Consider the following 14,257-nt stretch of genomic DNA (forward strand, 5'->3'; position numbering starts at 1 on the left):
AAAAAAAATGCCCCGTCTCGAAAGAGGCGGGGCATTCTTTATGGCGCTTTAAAACTCAGCGGTTACGTGTCAGCAACGCTGGTTTCTCACCCCGAGGACGGCCTGGCAGTTGATCCAGCTGCTCAGGTGTCGGGAAGCGATCAGCCTTCGACTCCTTGTGAATGATCTTCGGCGCCGGGCCACCGCGCGGGTTCTGCACGGCCGGCTCGGACAGCGGCTGGTCGTCGCGCGCCGGACGGCGGTTGTTGCTGCGCGAATCTTCGCGACGCGCCTGGCCGTCACGCGGTGCGCCGTTGCGCGGGCCGCTGCGTTTGGCAGGCGGGGTACCGGTGGTGCCGCCGCTGCTGTTGCGTGGACCGTTCTGGCGAGCGCCTTGTGGCTGACCGCCACGTGGAGCGGCTGCGCCTGTGCCTTGTGCCGGGGCACCTGGGCGACGGCCACGGCCTTGTGCCGGCTTGGCTTGTGGCACGTAGTCGACACGGTTACCGAAGTTGTCCACGTCGTCGTCAAGGAACTCGTCCGGGGCGCGGTCGGCTGAGGCGCGTGGCGGCTGGCTCGGCTGGCGCTGTTCGCGGGCCGGGGTGCCTTCACGTGGCTTTTGCTCGCGGGCCGGGCGTTCGCCACGGCTGCTGGTCGCGGTTTTTTCCTTGCCTTTGTCTTTACCCTTGTCGCGACGACCGCCGCCGCCACCGCCGCCGTTCGGGCCATCGCCCTTCGGACCGCGTGGGTTGCGCGGGTTACGCACGTCCGGACGCTCGCGCGCTTCAGGCTTCTCGGCCTCCACTGCGCTGGAATCGAAGCCCATCAGGTCGCCGTCGGCGATTTTCTGCTTGGTCATGCGCTCGATGCTTTTGAGCAGTTTTTCTTCGTCCGGTGCAACCAGGGAGATGGCTTCACCCGAACGACCGGCGCGGCCGGTACGGCCGATACGGTGCACGTAGTCTTCATCGACGTTCGGCAGCTCGAAGTTGACCACGTGTGGCAGTTGGTCGATATCCAGGCCGCGGGCGGCGATATCGGTGGCGACCAGGATGCGTACGGAACCGGCCTTGAAGTCGGCCAGGGCTTTGGTGCGCGCGTTCTGGCTCTTGTTGCCGTGGATGGCGACGGCGGTGAGGCCGTGCTTGTCCAGGTACTCGGCCAGGCGGTTGGCGCCGTGCTTGGTGCGGGTGAACACCAGCACCTGTTCCCAGGCACCGTGGGTGATCAAGTGCGCCAGCAGCGAGCGCTTGTGGCTGGCGGCCAGGCGGAACACGCGTTGCTCGATACGCTCGACCGTGGTGTTCGGCGGCGTGACTTCGATGCGTTCCGGGTTGTGCAACAGCTTGCCGGCCAGGGCGGTGATGTCCTGGGAGAACGTCGCCGAGAACAGCAGGTTCTGACGTTTGGCCGGCAGGCGGGCGAGGACCTTTTTCACGTCATGGACAAAGCCCATGTCGAGCATGCGGTCGGCTTCGTCCAGCACGAGGATTTCCACGTGGGACAAATCGACGCTGCCCTGGCCGCACAGGTCGAGCAAACGACCCGGGCACGCCACCAGCACGTCCACGCCTCGGGACATGGCCTGAACCTGTGGGTTCATGCCAACGCCGCCGAAGATGCAGGCACTGACGAACTTCAAGTCGCGGGCATACAGCTTGAAGCTGTCGTGCACTTGCGCGGCGAGTTCGCGGGTTGGGGTCAGGACCAGTACGCGCGGTTGGCGCGGGCCGTGACGCTGGGATTTGTCCGGATGACCGTTGGGGAACAACCGCTCCAGGATCGGAAGGGCGAAACCACCGGTTTTACCAGTACCTGTCTGCGCCGCGACCATCAGGTCGCGACCTTGCAACACGGCGGGAATGGCCCGCTGTTGCACCGGAGTAGGCTCGGTATAGCCCGCTGCCTCGATGGCGCGGACTAAAGCCTCGGAGAGACCGAGGGAAGCAAAGGACATGAGTAATCCTGTTTTAGTTAGGGCTTGGCCCAAAGGGATAATCTTGCCGGGCGTGAATGGCGCTTAGGGGAGCGCAATCCCGTCCGGTCCTGCTGCGTCTGGCGGGCACTCCACCGGCTCGCGCGGGCTGAAAGCTGCGCTGTAGCGGGGTTGGGTGCCTTTTTCAAGACCCGAGCGGCCGGGCGTGAGCCTGGCGGAAAGGCCGGAGTATAACAGAGCAATCACTGTGCGCTGCTTTCCTGCTGCTCAACGGTGTGTTCGAAGCCCCTGATTGCTTGGATTCCACCGTATTTGGCACTCAACGCGGTGTAGGCCGGCTCTTGTTTGAAGCGTTTAAGTTCGGCAGCGAAGCGTTGCACCAGCAAGTCCATGCCCGCGCCACGGCGTACGGCGAGGAACTGCTGCTGGCGGCTGAGCACTGCCGGCGCCTGGCTGACCTTGCCTTCCAGGCCCAATACCTTGATCACATGCTGGCCTACCCGGCGGTCGGTAATTACCAGATCGATGCGCGCGCGCATCATTTTTCCGAAGTTGGCTTCATGGCTGGGGGCCGCTTCGCGGTTGAACAGGCTTGAATCGCTGAATTGCGCACCGTACAGGTAGCCGGGCGACGTGCCGACAGTAAGACCGTGCAGATCTTCAAGGCCTTGCACGGGGTGGGGGCGATCATTGGCATAGAAGAGCACGAATTCCACCTCCGACAACGGTTCGCTGGGATATAGAAGCGTGGCGTCGCGCTCATGGCTGTGGAAAATATCCAGCGCCCCGTCGGCCTGGCCTTGCTCGAGCATCGCCAGGCAGCGCTTCCAGGGCAGGAATTGCCATTGCACCTCCACCCCCAGGCGCTGGAACACGATCACAGTGGTTTCGTAGTCCAGCCCTTGCATGGCGCCCTGTTCCTCATACACATAGGGCGCCCAGGGCTCGGTGACAATGCGCAATTTCTCGCCATGAGCGGCCAGGCTCAGGCAAGCAAAAAGGGCAGCGGTCGCAAGTTTCAGGATCACGGGCATGCCCTGAGGTTACGATGCCCCCGTGTTAAATAGAAGCTCTGGCACCGGCATTTGCGGGCAGCGCTATTTTGTTCCTGAGCTCATCAGGTGGTCGTAGATGGCGGTGCGGCGCTCGCCGAGGATCAGGCGCACCACTGGGTTGGCGAACCAGTGCTCCAATTGATGCGCGTCGACCGGGCATTTCTGGCGCTCTTCCTGGTTCTGCCGGGCTTTGTCCCACCAGACCGGGCCGCATGCCTGGTCAAACTCGTTTTCGTGTTCGTAGCAACCGTAGAGAATCTCACGGATAAATTGCTGCTGGCGCTTGGGCAGGGCCAGGGTGATCAGCTTGTACATCAGGCGCTGCGGGCGCGGTGGGCGCGGCAGGTGAGCGGACACCCTGCGGGTATCGGCCAATGCCTGGGCACTGACAGGGTCGCCGGCGTGCTTGGCGATCCACGCCTTGACCTTGGCACGGAACAGCTGTTTGCGGCTCCAGTAGTGATGAATCAGGTCCGGGCACTGGCGCACATTGACCTTGCGGTAGGCGGCGACCGACAGGCAGAACTCTTCCAGGGTGTAGGCACCGTTGGCCATCGGGAACAGTTCGTCCATCAGCTCGATCGATTGATCCAGCAGGTACGCGTCTTGGCGAGCCAGGCCCATGACGCCGGAGTTGAGCAACCACATGGTGTCGTCGGCCAAGCCCTTATCGGCCAGGTGCTTGGCCAGGGTCACATACAGCACGCTTTCGCGGTTATCGCCGTATTTGGCGTGGAAGGCGTTGCACAGCAGGGTGCCGGGGGCGACGCGTTCGAACAGCGCCATGGGCGAGTCGTGGAAAAACGTGTCGGTGTCGATCAGCAGCGCTTGTTCCGCCGTTTCGAGCACTTGGCGCAACAGCACGTGTTTGGTGCGGAAATGGTAACCGTGAGGCTCGCTCCAGCGTTGGCGCGTGGCTTGGTCCAGCGTATGGACCTGCACTGGCAAACCCTGGTAGGGCGCCGGGTTGTCGCTGAACACCTGGATGTCCAGCGGCAGGTCCTGTGCGCCGCCCAGGTGCGTCAGGGCGCTGGCAATGCTGAATACCGCTTCCTGATGGTAGGTCTCGGCGCCGAATACCAGGTAAACCAGCTGCGGGCGGGGAGTCGGGGGCGCTGTATTCATTTACTGCGGGCTTCCATTCCGGGAGGTTTGAATAAAAAAGCCCCCGTATGAACGAGGGCCTGGATGTTATTTGAACAACCTCAGCGCGGCAGCTTGAGATTGTTCCAGATGGCCAGGCTCGGTTCGGCCTGGTTCAGGGTATAGAAATGCAGGCCTGGCGCGCCACCTTGCAACAATTTTTCACACATCGTGCTGATGACCTGTTCGCCGAACGCCTGGATGCTCTTGACGTCGTCGCCATAGGCTTCCAATTGTTTGCGCACCCACCGCGGGATTTCGGCACCGCAGGCGTCGGAGAAACGCGCCAGCTTGCTGTAGTTGGTGATCGGCATGATGCCCGGCACGATCGGAATGTTCACACCCATGGCCTGTACACGCTCGACGAAATAGAAGTAGCTGTCGGCGTTGAAGAAGTATTGGGTGATGGCACTGTTGGCGCCGGCGTTGGCCTTGCGCACGAAGTTGCGCAGGTCGTCTTCGAAATTGCGCGCCTGGGGGTGCATCTCCGGGTAGGCCGCCACTTCGATATGGAAGTGATCGCCCGTCTCTTCGCGGATGAAGCTCACCAGGTCATTGGCGTAGCGCAGCTCACCGCTGGCCATGCCCATGCCGGACGGCAGGTCGCCACGCAGGGCAACGATGCGCTGGATGCCGGCGGCCTTGTATTGGGTGAGCAGGCCGCGCAGGTCGTCCTTGCTGTCGCCCACGCACGACAGGTGCGGAGCGGCGGGAACTTTGACTTGGCTTTCCAGCTGCAACACGGTGTTGATCGTGCGATCACGGGTCGAACCGCCGGCGCCGTAGGTGCAGGAAAAGAAGTCGGGGTTGTAGCTGGCCAACTGCGTGGCGGTCGCCATCAGTTTTTCATGCCCAGCATCGGTCTTGGTCGGGAAGAACTCGAAGCTGTAGCGACGGTCTTGGGACATGGTATTAACCCTATGAAACTCAGATACCGGAAACATGCTCCGATTTAATGTGGGAGCGGGCTTGCTCGCGAATGCGGTGTGTCAGTCATCGAATGCATTAACTGACACACCGCATTCGCGAGCAAGCCCGCTCCCACACAAGCCCGCCCCCACAAGGAGAACGGGCCGCAGGCAAATCAGTAGCGGTAAGCGTGCGGCTTGAACGGACCTTCAACGGTCACGCCGATGTAGTCGGCCTGGGTCTTGGTCAGTTGAGTCACGACGCCGCCGAAGCCGCGGACCATTTCCAGGGCCACTTCCTCGTCGAGTTTCTTGGGCAGTACTTCCACGGTCAGGCGCTCGGCTTTCTGGGCGGGCGACAGGTCGGCGTATTTCTGGCCGAACAGGAAAATCTGCGCCAGTACCTGGTTGGCGAACGAGCCGTCCATGATGCGGCTTGGGTGGCCGGTGGCGTTGCCCAGGTTAACCAGGCGGCCTTCGGCCAGCAGGATCAGGTAGTCGTCGTTCTGCGGATCAAAAGCGCCGCTACCGGTACGGTGAACCTTGTGTACCTGTGGCTTCACTTCTTCCCAGGCCCAGTTCTTGCGCATGAAAGCGGTGTCGATCTCGTTGTCGAAGTGGCCGATGTTGCAGACCACCGCGCGCTTCTTCAGGGCCTTGAGCATGTTCGCGTCGCAGACGTTCACGTTGCCGGTGGTGGTCACGATCAGGTCGATCTTGCCCAGCAGGGCCTTGTCGATGCTGCCTTCGGTGCCGTCGTTGATACCGTCGATGAACGGCGAAACCACTTCGAAACCGTCCATGCAGGCTTGCATGGCGCAGATCGGGTCAACTTCGGAGACCTTGACGATCATGCCTTCCTGGCGCAGGGACTGGGACGAGCCCTTGCCCACGTCACCGTAGCCGATCACCAGGGCTTGCTTGCCCGACAGCAGGTGGTCGGTACCACGCTTGATCGCATCGTTGAGGCTGTGACGGCAGCCGTACTTGTTGTCGTTCTTGCTCTTGGTCACCGAGTCGTTGACGTTGATGGCCGGGATTTTCAGCTCGCCCTTGGCCAGCATGTCCAGCAGGCGGTGTACGCCGGTGGTGGTTTCTTCGGTCACGCCGTGGACGCGGTCGAGGATCTGCGGGTACTTCTTGTGCAGCAACTCGGTCAGGTCACCGCCGTCGTCGAGGATCATGTTGGCGTCCCATGGTGCGCCATCCTTGAGGATGGTTTGCTCCAGGCACCACTCGTACTCTTCTTCGGTCTCGCCTTTCCAGGCGAATACCGGGATACCGGCGGCGGCGATGGCGGCAGCGGCCTGGTCTTGCGTCGAGAAAATGTTGCAGGACGACCAACGCACTTCGGCACCCAGGGCAACCAGGGTTTCGATCAGCACGGCCGTCTGGATGGTCATGTGGATGCAGCCCAGAATCTTCGCGCCCTTGAGCGGCTGTTCAGCGGCGTACTTGCGACGCAGGCCCATAAGGGCAGGCATTTCGGATTCGGCGATAAAGGTTTCGCGACGGCCCCAGGCGGCGAGGGACATGTCGGCGACTTTGTAGTCGTTGAATTCTGCAGGCGTAATTACAGCGCTCATGAAGAGCCTCCATTCGTAGTGTGCGAATGGGCGCCGTTGTGCGTTTAGTATCCAGGCCAGGGCAACCAGGCCGGACAACGCCCCATCCGAGCCTGACAGGCCAAGCCTGCTGCAGCGCCCCTCGGACAGGTGGCGGGAGAACGGTATCAATTGAAGATGACCGTTTTGAAACGGGGGCGATTATAGCCGTGTGCGCCAGACTTCCCAAGCCTTTCCGTCGGCCACATGAAGATCGCTCATGGCGTTGATAGGCAAAGGCTCATAGAGCTTGGCGCCGGGCTCTGCCATGATGTTGGCCATCATTTGGCAAGACGCTTTGGAGTGACCATGAACTTTCACACCCGTAAATGGGTAAAACCCGAAGACCTCAACCCCAACGGCACGCTGTTCGGTGGCAGCCTGCTGCGCTGGATCGACGAAGAAGCGGCCATCTACGCCATCGTCCAACTGGGCAACCAGCGCGTGGTGACCAAGTACATCTCCGAAATCAACTTTGTCAGCGCTTCGCGCCAGGGCGACATCATCGAGCTGGGCATCACCGCCACGGAGTTCGGCCGCACCTCCATCACCCTGACCTGTGAAGTGCGCAACAAAATCACCCGCAAAAGCATCCTCACTGTCGAGAAAATGGTGTTCGTCAACCTCGGCGAAGACGGTTTGCCGGCGCCCCACGGGCGTACCGAAATCAAGTACGTGAAAGACCAGTTCAAGGAAGACAGTCTTCCCGAGTAGTCATACAACGGTCCGATTTCTTTACCAAATCGTTCCGCATGGATCGTCGCGGGGTTCCCTCATCACTCAGGACCACACCCCTGTAGAGAGAACCCATGGATGAAAGTGTTTAATTCGTTCGCCAAGATTCAACCCCCCTTGAGCGAAGCTGCCCATTCCAAGGCCAATCCCGTTGTGAAGACGCCGTTGGTGGAGGGCGTGGGCGAGCGCAACCTGACGCTGTTGCGCGACAATCAGGGACGGGTGGAGGTGATCTTATCGGCCCCCCCCGTCAAGAGCCTGGTGCTCAGTGGGGGAGGGGCCAAGGGCATCGCTTTTTCGGGCGTGGTGCAGGCCCTTGAGGAGGCCGGAAAGCTGCAAGGCCTGCAATCGGCCTCAGGCTCATCTGCCGGGGCGATTTCGGCGGCGCTGATTGCCAGCGGGATGGGGGCTGCCGCGTTTGACCGGTTGTCGGACAGCATCGATCTGCCAAGCCTGCTCAATAGCAAGGACGCCGTAACGGCCTGGATGCAAGATGCCAGTACGGCACTTGGCAAACTCGCCGGCCACTTGCCCGGCCCCGTCGGCAATATTTCCCAGCTATTAATGACCTTACTGCCGCGCGTGCAGACTGAGGCCGCGCCCCTTGAAGACTTAATCCGCCAGGAGTCGCGCCAGTCGATTCTGGGTCATATCGCGCGCACCCTTCGAACGTCTCGGCCGCGCGAAGTCATGCGCATTGCCGACAAGCTGAGCGCCGGTGGCGCGCCGACGTTTGGGGATCTTGAGGTGTTGAGCCGGCATATTCCCCAAATCAAGCAACTCCATATCACCGGCACCGGGATGTTTGGCGGCCGCCCGCAGTTAGTGGTGTTCAACGCCAGCCTGACCCCGCAGATGGATATCGCCAGGGCCGCGCATATTTCCGGCGCGCTGCCGGTGGTGTTCAAGAGCCCGGTGGAGCAAGGTCATGGTTTCCAGGCGTCAGATGAAACCACCGCGTTCAAGGACGGTGGCTTGCTGCTCAATACGCCAGCCTCCGGCATGGTGGATCGGGCATTTCCCGATAGCCCCCTGAACAAATCCGAATCGTTGATCGTCAAGTTCGAGCCCCGCGCCACTGACGCGCCACCTCGCAGTGGGAGTTTCTTCAGTAGCGTGGCTGACCGGGCGACGGGTGTTGCGCACTCGGCCGCCGCGGCCTTGCAGGACAAAAAACTCGAAGCGTTCGCCGATCAGATTGTGACATTGCCCCTCAATACCGAAAAAGGCGACTTTCGTGGCCTGCTCACGGGCACGGTCAACTTCACGATGCAGGATGAACAGAAGCAGCTTTTGCAGGCGAAGGCGCGTCAGGCAGTAGAGACGCATTTGGAGCGGCGCACGACGGCACTTGAACATCACTCGTTCCGTTCACTGGATGACGCGGCTTTGGCCATGGATGATGAAATGCTCGCCAGTGTGCGCCCGACGTTGCAAAAAGACCCGGCGGCGGCGGATGTCCTGGCGTTTCGCGAAAACGCGCAGCAGGCGTTGGACACACTCAATGAGGCGATTGTCGCGGCCAACCAGTCACAGGACGCGCTGGCTTTCACGCCGAGCATTTTGTCGGCACTGCGTAATCTTGATGCCCTGGCCCGACGGCCTGAGCACATCGATTGGTTGGGGCGGCGCTTGAATCTCGCAGGTGAGCGCAACTTTCAGCAATTATTGCAAGCCGCGGCCCGACAGATCGCAGGCGGTGCACTGCCGATGTCCAAAGTTCTCGATGGCGCCGTCACCGAAATGAAGCTGCGTGATGTTGCAATGAAGGCTGAAAACTTCACGCGGGAGGTGATCTACCCCTCTTTGTTCCGAGCTGGCCAACCCCAGTCCAACGTTGAGTTGTTGCATCGTGCGGCTCAGGACCTGGCCTGGGCTGCGACACCCACCGAGTTCAACCGGGTACTCGATACCATCAGCGCCAATTACCGAGCGCGCAACAAACCGTGGGACAAGGCGTCCAGCGCCACCACCGTGGAAATGGCCAAGGCCTGGAAGCTGCAGGTTTAGTTGCCTGGCCACTGAACAGCCACTGTGGCGGCGTGTCGTAGCTACAGGCACCCCTTGGACTCTGGATGATCATGGCCACCGAAGAAGCAGGCAAAACCCCCAATCTGTCGCAGGAAGAGCAGCAGGACGTCGACAAGAACCAGCCGCCGCGCGCGGCTGTATTGCACGAAATCATCCGCACCCAGGGTGACCAGGAGCTGGAGCGCAGTGTCGCCGCCTTATGGTGGTCGGCATTGGCGGCCGGGCTGACCATGGGCCTGTCGCTGATGGCCATGGGGCTGCTCAACTCGCGCTTGCCGGACGCTGAAGGCTTCAAGGTGATTGCCAGCTTCGGTTACTGCGCGGGCTTTCTGGCGGTCATCCTTGCGCGCCAGCAACTGTTCACGGAAAACACGCTTACCGCGGTGCTGCCCGTGATGAGCAAGCCCACGCTGGGCAACGCCGGCCGGCTGTTGCGGTTATGGACAGTGGTGCTGGTGGGCAACCTGTGCGGTACCTTGCTGGTGGCTTATGTGATGTTGCACCTGCCGATCTTCGATACCAAGACCGACCTGGCCTTCCTCGAAATCGGGCGCAAGATCATGGAGAACGACAGCGGCCAGATGTTCGCCAAGGGCATTATTTCCGGCTGGATGATCGCCACCATGGTGTGGATGATCCCGTCCATGGAAAGCGCCAAGATGTTCATCATTATCCTGATCACCTACCTCATGGCGCTGGGAGACTTCACGCATATCGTGGTCGGCTCGGCGGAAGTGTCCTACCTGGTGTTTGCTGGCGAACTGCCATGGGAAGACTTCTGGCTGGTGTTTGCCGGGCCCACCCTGGCGGGCAATATCATCGGCGGCAGCTTTATCTTTGCGCTGATCAGCCATGCGCAGATTCGCAGCGAAAGCAGCCTGCCCGGCAAGAAGGCTGCGGACCCGAGGCATCCGCAGCCCATCAACAAGAATCAGTGAGCATCTGGCGCGGCCTGGGGCTCGTCCCGGGTCACGCGCTTGACCAGCTTGCCGATGCTCAACCCCTGCAACAGGATCGACGACAACACCACGATGTAGGTGATGCTCAACAGCAGGTCACGTTCCGGGCCCAGTGGCAAGGCCAGCGCCAAGGCCACCGACACGCCACCGCGCAAGCCACCCCAGGTCAGAATGCGGATGGTGCCGCGTGGCACCGTGCGCCAGCGACGCAGCAGCAGGATGGCCGGGGCGACCGTGAGCAGGCGCGACAGCAGGATCGCCACGGCCAGCAGGCTGGCGGCGAACACGTGCAGCCAGTTGAACGGCAACAGCAGCAGCTCCATGCCGATCAGCGCGAACAGCAGGGCGTTGAGCATGTCGTCGAGCAGTTCCCAGAAACCGTCGAGGTAGCGGCGGGTCATGTCGTTCATCGCCAGCTTGCGCCCCAGGTTGCCGATGATCAGGCCGGCCACCACCATCGCAATCGGCGCGGAGACGTGCAATTCAGTGGCCATCGCCGAGCCGCCGATCACCAGGGCGAGGGTCAGCATCACCTCGATCTGATGCTGTTCGATGCTTTTGATCATCAGGTACACCAGGTAGCCGATCAGGCCGCCGAATACCACGCCGCCAATGGCTTCATGGGCGAACAGCATGGCCGTGGCGCTCACGGTGGGGGTTTCACCCAGTTGCGCGATGCCCAGCAACACGGTGAACACCACCACGGCGGTGCCGTCGTTGAACAGCGATTCGCCGACGATGGTGGTTTTCAACGGCTTGGAGGCATTGGCGGTACGCAACACACCCAGCACCGCGATCGGGTCGGTGGGGGAAATCAGCGCGCCGAACAGCAGGCAGTAGAGGAAGCTGACGTGCCAGCCAAACAGGGCAAAGATGTAATACGCCAGGCTGCCGATGACCACGGTAGCGATCAATACGCCGAAGGTCGCCAGCAGGCCGATAGGCCAGCGGTAGCTGCGCAGGTCGTTCAGGTTGACGTGCAAGGCGCCGGCGAACAGCAGGAAGGAGAGCATCCAGTTCATCAGCAAATCGCCGAAGTCGATCTGGCCGATCAACTGCTGGATGCGTTCTTCCAGGCCTGGATAACCGAGAAAACTCAAGCCCTGCAGGATCAGGGAAAACACCAGGGCCGTCACCATCACGCCAATGGTGGGCGGCAGGCCGATAAAACGGAAGTTCACATAGGTGAGCAGGGTGGTGAGGCATATGAAGGCGGCGACAAGTTCAAGCATCCGGGGTCCTTGGGCGTTGGGTGGAGGAGTGTCAATGAGGGATGGAACGCAGGCGGCCCATGGGGTTGCCAGGCATTGGGCATTCGCGCGACAGAACCTTTGGGCTCGGTAAGGCTCCTGGCGGGTGGGTGCGGCCTGGCATTTTTAGTGCTAAAACTCAAATTGCTGTTTAAAAACCAAAAAAGGAATAAGTCATGACGGTTGCTTTCTGGTGCGTGTTGATCGCTATTTTTCTGCCTTACCTGTGCACAGGGGTCGCCAAGTTCAGCGGCGGTAAATTCCGCCCGCAACACAATCACGATCCACGGGCCTTCCTGGAGACACTCGAAGGGCTTGCCAAGCGAGCTCACAATGCCCAACTCAACAGCTTTGAAGTGACCCCGGCATTTGCAGCGGCTGTGATTATCGCGCATTTGGCAGGCACGGCCGAATTGGTCACCATCAATGTGCTGGCGGTGCTGTTTATCACCAGCCGCCTGCTGTACATCATCTGCTACCTGGCGGACTGGGCGATGCTGCGTTCAGCGGTGTGGTTCGTGGGAATGGCGCTGATTGCGAGTTTCTTCTTCGTGTCGATCTAGAGCCTGATGCATATCCCTGGTGGGAGCTGGCTTGCCTGCGATAGCCATAGGTGTTTACACATCTTTGTAGTGAGCGGGCTTGTCCCGCGCTGGGTGGCGAAGCCGCCCCAATAAATACGCCGCAGAGTTCCAGATAAATCCAAGTCGCCTGGTTTGGGGCGGCTTCGCCACCCAGCGCGGGACAAGCCCGCTCACTACAGGGAGATTTTTCAGGCTTTAAAAATTGTGTAGGTACCTATGCTGCGATAGCAGTGTGTCAGTCAGCATTGATGTTTGCTGACACTACGCGATCGCAGGCAAGCCAGCTCCCGCACTGATCTATATTGTTGTCAGGTTCCTGTCGGCGCATCCGGCACCTGCGGCAACGCCGCGCCTTTGGGCCACAGCATCCAGATTTGCCCTTGCTGCTTCATATTCCCCGCCAATTCGCCCGCTGCGGCACCGGTGCCCCAGAATAGATCCGCACGCACCTCACCCGTGATCGCACCACCGGTGTCCTGTGCCGCCACCGGTCGGGTGATCGGCGAACCGTCCGGCTTTGTGGTCGACAGCCACAACAGGCTGCCCAGCGGGATCACCTTGCGATCCACCGCCACGCTATAGCCGGCCGTCAGTGGCACGTTCAGTGAGCCGCGCGGCCCTTCGTTGCTATCGGGCCGCGCGCTGAAGAACACATAGCTGGGGTTGCTCGCCAGCAGTTCCGGAATACGCTGCGGATGCGCCTTGGCCCACGCGCTGATGGCGCCCATGGTCACGTCTTCCTTCTTCAACTCGCCTTGCTCCACCAGCCAGCGGCCAATCGGGCGGTAGGGGTAGCCGTTCTGGTCGCCATAACCGACGCGCAGTTGGCGCCCACCGGGCAGTTGAATGCGGCCAGAGCCTTGGATTTGCAGGAATTGCAGGTCCATCGGGTCGGTCAGCCAGGCAATCGGCTTGGCCGTGGAACCCTGGCCATTGATGGCGCTGGCATCGTCGTAGGGCTTGAGCACGCGACCTTCCAGGCGACCCCGCAGGCGCTTGCCCTTGAGCTCAGGGTAGATGCTTTCCAGGTTGACGATAATCAGGTCATCCGGCACGCCATACACCGGCACATTAGCTTTGGCGGTCTTGGTCAGGCTGCCGGGGTAGACCGGTTCGTAGTAACCGGTGATCAAGCCGTTCGGGGTGTTGTCGGCCGAGCGCAGGCCGAACACATCCAGGTGCTCCTTCAGGAACCCCCGCACGGCCACGGCATCACCAGGCACTGCGGCGGCGGCTGCGCAAGTTGTACCCCACACCGGGTCGGCCTTCAGGCGCTGGCAGGCGCTGCGCCAGGATTCGAAACCGGCCAGCAAGTCGCTGTCGGACACCGCCGGTAGGGCTTCCCATGGCGCGCTGACATAAGTGGCGACGGCGTGGGGCTTGGCGGTTTCATCTTTGGCTGTTTCTTTGCCCGCGTCACAGCCGGCCAGCAGCGCGATCATCGGCAGAGCCCACGCCAGGCGGCGGCTCCAGGGTTTCAAGGTGACATTCATACAAACATTTCCTGAAGCGATTGCCCGCGCCGCAGCGCTGTTGGGCAACCCTTATTAAAAATAGGGCTATTGGCCTTTAGAGGCAGGGCGGGGATACTGGCCGCCGTTTCCCGGACCTCGAAGCCACCATGACTTTTAAACGACTGACTGTTGTACTGCTGGCCTGCCTGGCACTGTCCGCCTGCGGCGGCGTTGACCCCAATTCGCCGCTGGGCCAGCGCAAGGCCATCTTCAAGCAGATGCTCAAGACCAATGAAGACCTGGGCGGCATGCTGCGTGGGCGTATCCCGTTCGACGGCGCCAGGTTCGCCGAAGGCGCGGTCAAGCTGGACGCGCTGTCCCATGAACCGTGGAAGCATTTCCCGAGCGTACGCGAAGACGATCACACCAGCGCCAAGGACGATGTGTGGCGCAAACAGGCGCAATTCCAGCAACTGGCGCGCGACCTGGAAGCGGCCACCGGTGAATTGGTGACCGCCAGCCGGATCCAGCCCTACAAGGCCAGCAACCTGGGCCCAGCGGTGCAGAAAGTCGAAGATGCCTGCAGCGCCTGCCATAAGCAATTCCGGGACCATTGACC

12 protein-coding genes and 1 riboswitch are annotated in these 14,257 nt (G+C 61.3%); of the genes, 5 read left to right on the top strand and 7 right to left on the bottom strand.

Annotated features, from left to right (window positions below; translation table 11 throughout):
• Window positions 1-55 precede the first annotated feature (55 nt).
• The 5 genes from H0Z09_RS02505 to ahcY all read right to left on the bottom strand — a co-directional run bounded on the left by H0Z09_RS02505 (window position 56) and on the right by ahcY (window position 6,607).
• Complete coding sequence (locus tag H0Z09_RS02505) at window positions 56-1,936, bottom strand: DEAD/DEAH box helicase (protein ID WP_076953181.1); 1,881 nt, start codon at window positions 1,934-1,936, stop codon at window positions 56-58.
• A gap of 221 nt (window positions 1,937-2,157) precedes the next feature.
• On the bottom strand, window positions 2,158-2,949 hold the full coding sequence (locus H0Z09_RS02510; RefSeq protein WP_186686894.1) for a transporter substrate-binding domain-containing protein: 792 nt from the start codon (window positions 2,947-2,949) through the stop codon (window positions 2,158-2,160).
• Between the two features lie 63 nt (window positions 2,950-3,012).
• Entirely contained in the window at window positions 3,013-4,095 is a 1,083-nt protein-coding gene (locus H0Z09_RS02515; RefSeq protein ID WP_186686896.1) for a hypothetical protein, read from the bottom strand.
• Between the two features lie 80 nt (window positions 4,096-4,175).
• Window positions 4,176-5,021: a methylenetetrahydrofolate reductase [NAD(P)H] gene (gene metF / locus H0Z09_RS02520; protein ID WP_186686908.1), complete on the bottom strand. Its 846-nt coding sequence runs from the start codon at window positions 5,019-5,021 to the stop codon at window positions 4,176-4,178.
• Window positions 5,022-5,197: 176 nt separating this feature from the next.
• The gene (gene ahcY, locus H0Z09_RS02525; RefSeq protein ID WP_076953185.1) at window positions 5,198-6,607 is read right to left on the bottom strand and encodes an adenosylhomocysteinase; all 1,410 of its coding nucleotides are present in this window, start codon (window positions 6,605-6,607) and stop codon (window positions 5,198-5,200) included.
• 21 nt (window positions 6,608-6,628) lie between these two features.
• Window positions 6,629-6,736: riboswitch (S-adenosyl-L-homocysteine riboswitch) on the bottom strand.
• 198 nt (window positions 6,737-6,934) lie between these two features.
• Between ahcY and H0Z09_RS02530 the strand changes: the two genes are divergently transcribed.
• The 3 genes from H0Z09_RS02530 to H0Z09_RS02540 all read left to right on the top strand — a co-directional run bounded on the left by H0Z09_RS02530 (window position 6,935) and on the right by H0Z09_RS02540 (window position 10,329).
• Entirely contained in the window at window positions 6,935-7,339 is a 405-nt protein-coding gene (locus H0Z09_RS02530; RefSeq protein ID WP_025857673.1) for a hotdog domain-containing protein, read from the top strand.
• 99 nt (window positions 7,340-7,438) lie between these two features.
• Window positions 7,439-9,370 (top strand): patatin-like phospholipase family protein, encoded by a 1,932-nt coding sequence (locus H0Z09_RS02535; protein WP_186686921.1) that lies wholly within the window; start codon window positions 7,439-7,441, stop codon window positions 9,368-9,370.
• A 71-nt stretch (window positions 9,371-9,441) separates the two neighbouring features.
• The gene (locus H0Z09_RS02540; RefSeq protein ID WP_076953364.1) at window positions 9,442-10,329 is read left to right on the top strand and encodes a formate/nitrite transporter family protein; all 888 of its coding nucleotides are present in this window, start codon (window positions 9,442-9,444) and stop codon (window positions 10,327-10,329) included.
• Here the strand turns inward: H0Z09_RS02540 and H0Z09_RS02545 are convergent.
• Window positions 10,323-11,582, bottom strand: a complete 1,260-nt coding sequence (locus H0Z09_RS02545) for a sodium:proton antiporter (protein ID WP_186686923.1) — start codon at window positions 11,580-11,582, stop codon at window positions 10,323-10,325. The genes H0Z09_RS02540 and H0Z09_RS02545 overlap by 7 nt on opposite strands.
• 194 nt (window positions 11,583-11,776) lie before the next feature.
• Between H0Z09_RS02545 and H0Z09_RS02550 the strand changes: the two genes are divergently transcribed.
• On the top strand, window positions 11,777-12,163 hold the full coding sequence (locus H0Z09_RS02550) for an MAPEG family protein (RefSeq protein ID WP_186686925.1): 387 nt from the start codon (window positions 11,777-11,779) through the stop codon (window positions 12,161-12,163).
• 329 nt (window positions 12,164-12,492) lie between these two features.
• Here the strand turns inward: H0Z09_RS02550 and H0Z09_RS02555 are convergent, their stop codons facing one another.
• Window positions 12,493-13,677 (bottom strand): MltA domain-containing protein, encoded by a 1,185-nt coding sequence (locus tag H0Z09_RS02555; protein WP_186686928.1) that lies wholly within the window; start codon window positions 13,675-13,677, stop codon window positions 12,493-12,495.
• A 128-nt stretch (window positions 13,678-13,805) separates the two neighbouring features.
• Between H0Z09_RS02555 and H0Z09_RS02560 the strand changes: the two genes are divergently transcribed.
• On the top strand, window positions 13,806-14,255 hold the full coding sequence (locus H0Z09_RS02560; protein ID WP_186686930.1) for a cytochrome c: 450 nt from the start codon (window positions 13,806-13,808) through the stop codon (window positions 14,253-14,255).
• Window positions 14,256-14,257 lie beyond the last annotated feature (2 nt).

The sequence above is a fragment of the Pseudomonas sp. SWRI18 genome (assembly GCF_014268345.1).
In the GTDB taxonomy this organism is placed as follows: domain Bacteria; phylum Pseudomonadota; class Gammaproteobacteria; order Pseudomonadales; family Pseudomonadaceae; genus Aquipseudomonas; species Aquipseudomonas cedrina.

Bases quoted from the DNA above. Each gene is read 5' to 3' on its own strand.
- H0Z09_RS02505 (WP_076953181.1), bottom strand. From the start codon at position 1,936: ATGTCCTTTGCTTCCCTCGGTCTCTCCGAGGCTTTAGTCCGCGCCATC.
- H0Z09_RS02510 (WP_186686894.1), bottom strand. From the start codon at position 2,949: ATGCCCGTGATCCTGAAACTTGCGACCGCTGCCCTTTTTGCTTGCCTG.
- H0Z09_RS02550 (WP_186686925.1), top strand. From the start codon at position 11,777: ATGACGGTTGCTTTCTGGTGCGTGTTGATCGCTATTTTTCTGCCTTAC.
- ahcY (WP_076953185.1), bottom strand. From the start codon at position 6,607: ATGAGCGCTGTAATTACGCCTGCAGAATTCAACGACTACAAAGTCGCC.
- H0Z09_RS02535 (WP_186686921.1), top strand. From the start codon at position 7,439: ATGAAAGTGTTTAATTCGTTCGCCAAGATTCAACCCCCCTTGAGCGAA.
- metF (WP_186686908.1), bottom strand. From the start codon at position 5,021: ATGTCCCAAGACCGTCGCTACAGCTTCGAGTTCTTCCCGACCAAGACC.
- H0Z09_RS02555 (WP_186686928.1), bottom strand. From the start codon at position 13,677: ATGAATGTCACCTTGAAACCCTGGAGCCGCCGCCTGGCGTGGGCTCTG.
- H0Z09_RS02545 (WP_186686923.1), bottom strand. From the start codon at position 11,582: ATGCTTGAACTTGTCGCCGCCTTCATATGCCTCACCACCCTGCTCACC.
- H0Z09_RS02560 (WP_186686930.1), top strand. From the start codon at position 13,806: ATGACTTTTAAACGACTGACTGTTGTACTGCTGGCCTGCCTGGCACTG.
- H0Z09_RS02530 (WP_025857673.1), top strand. From the start codon at position 6,935: ATGAACTTTCACACCCGTAAATGGGTAAAACCCGAAGACCTCAACCCC.
- H0Z09_RS02540 (WP_076953364.1), top strand. From the start codon at position 9,442: ATGGCCACCGAAGAAGCAGGCAAAACCCCCAATCTGTCGCAGGAAGAG.
- H0Z09_RS02515 (WP_186686896.1), bottom strand. From the start codon at position 4,095: ATGAATACAGCGCCCCCGACTCCCCGCCCGCAGCTGGTTTACCTGGTA.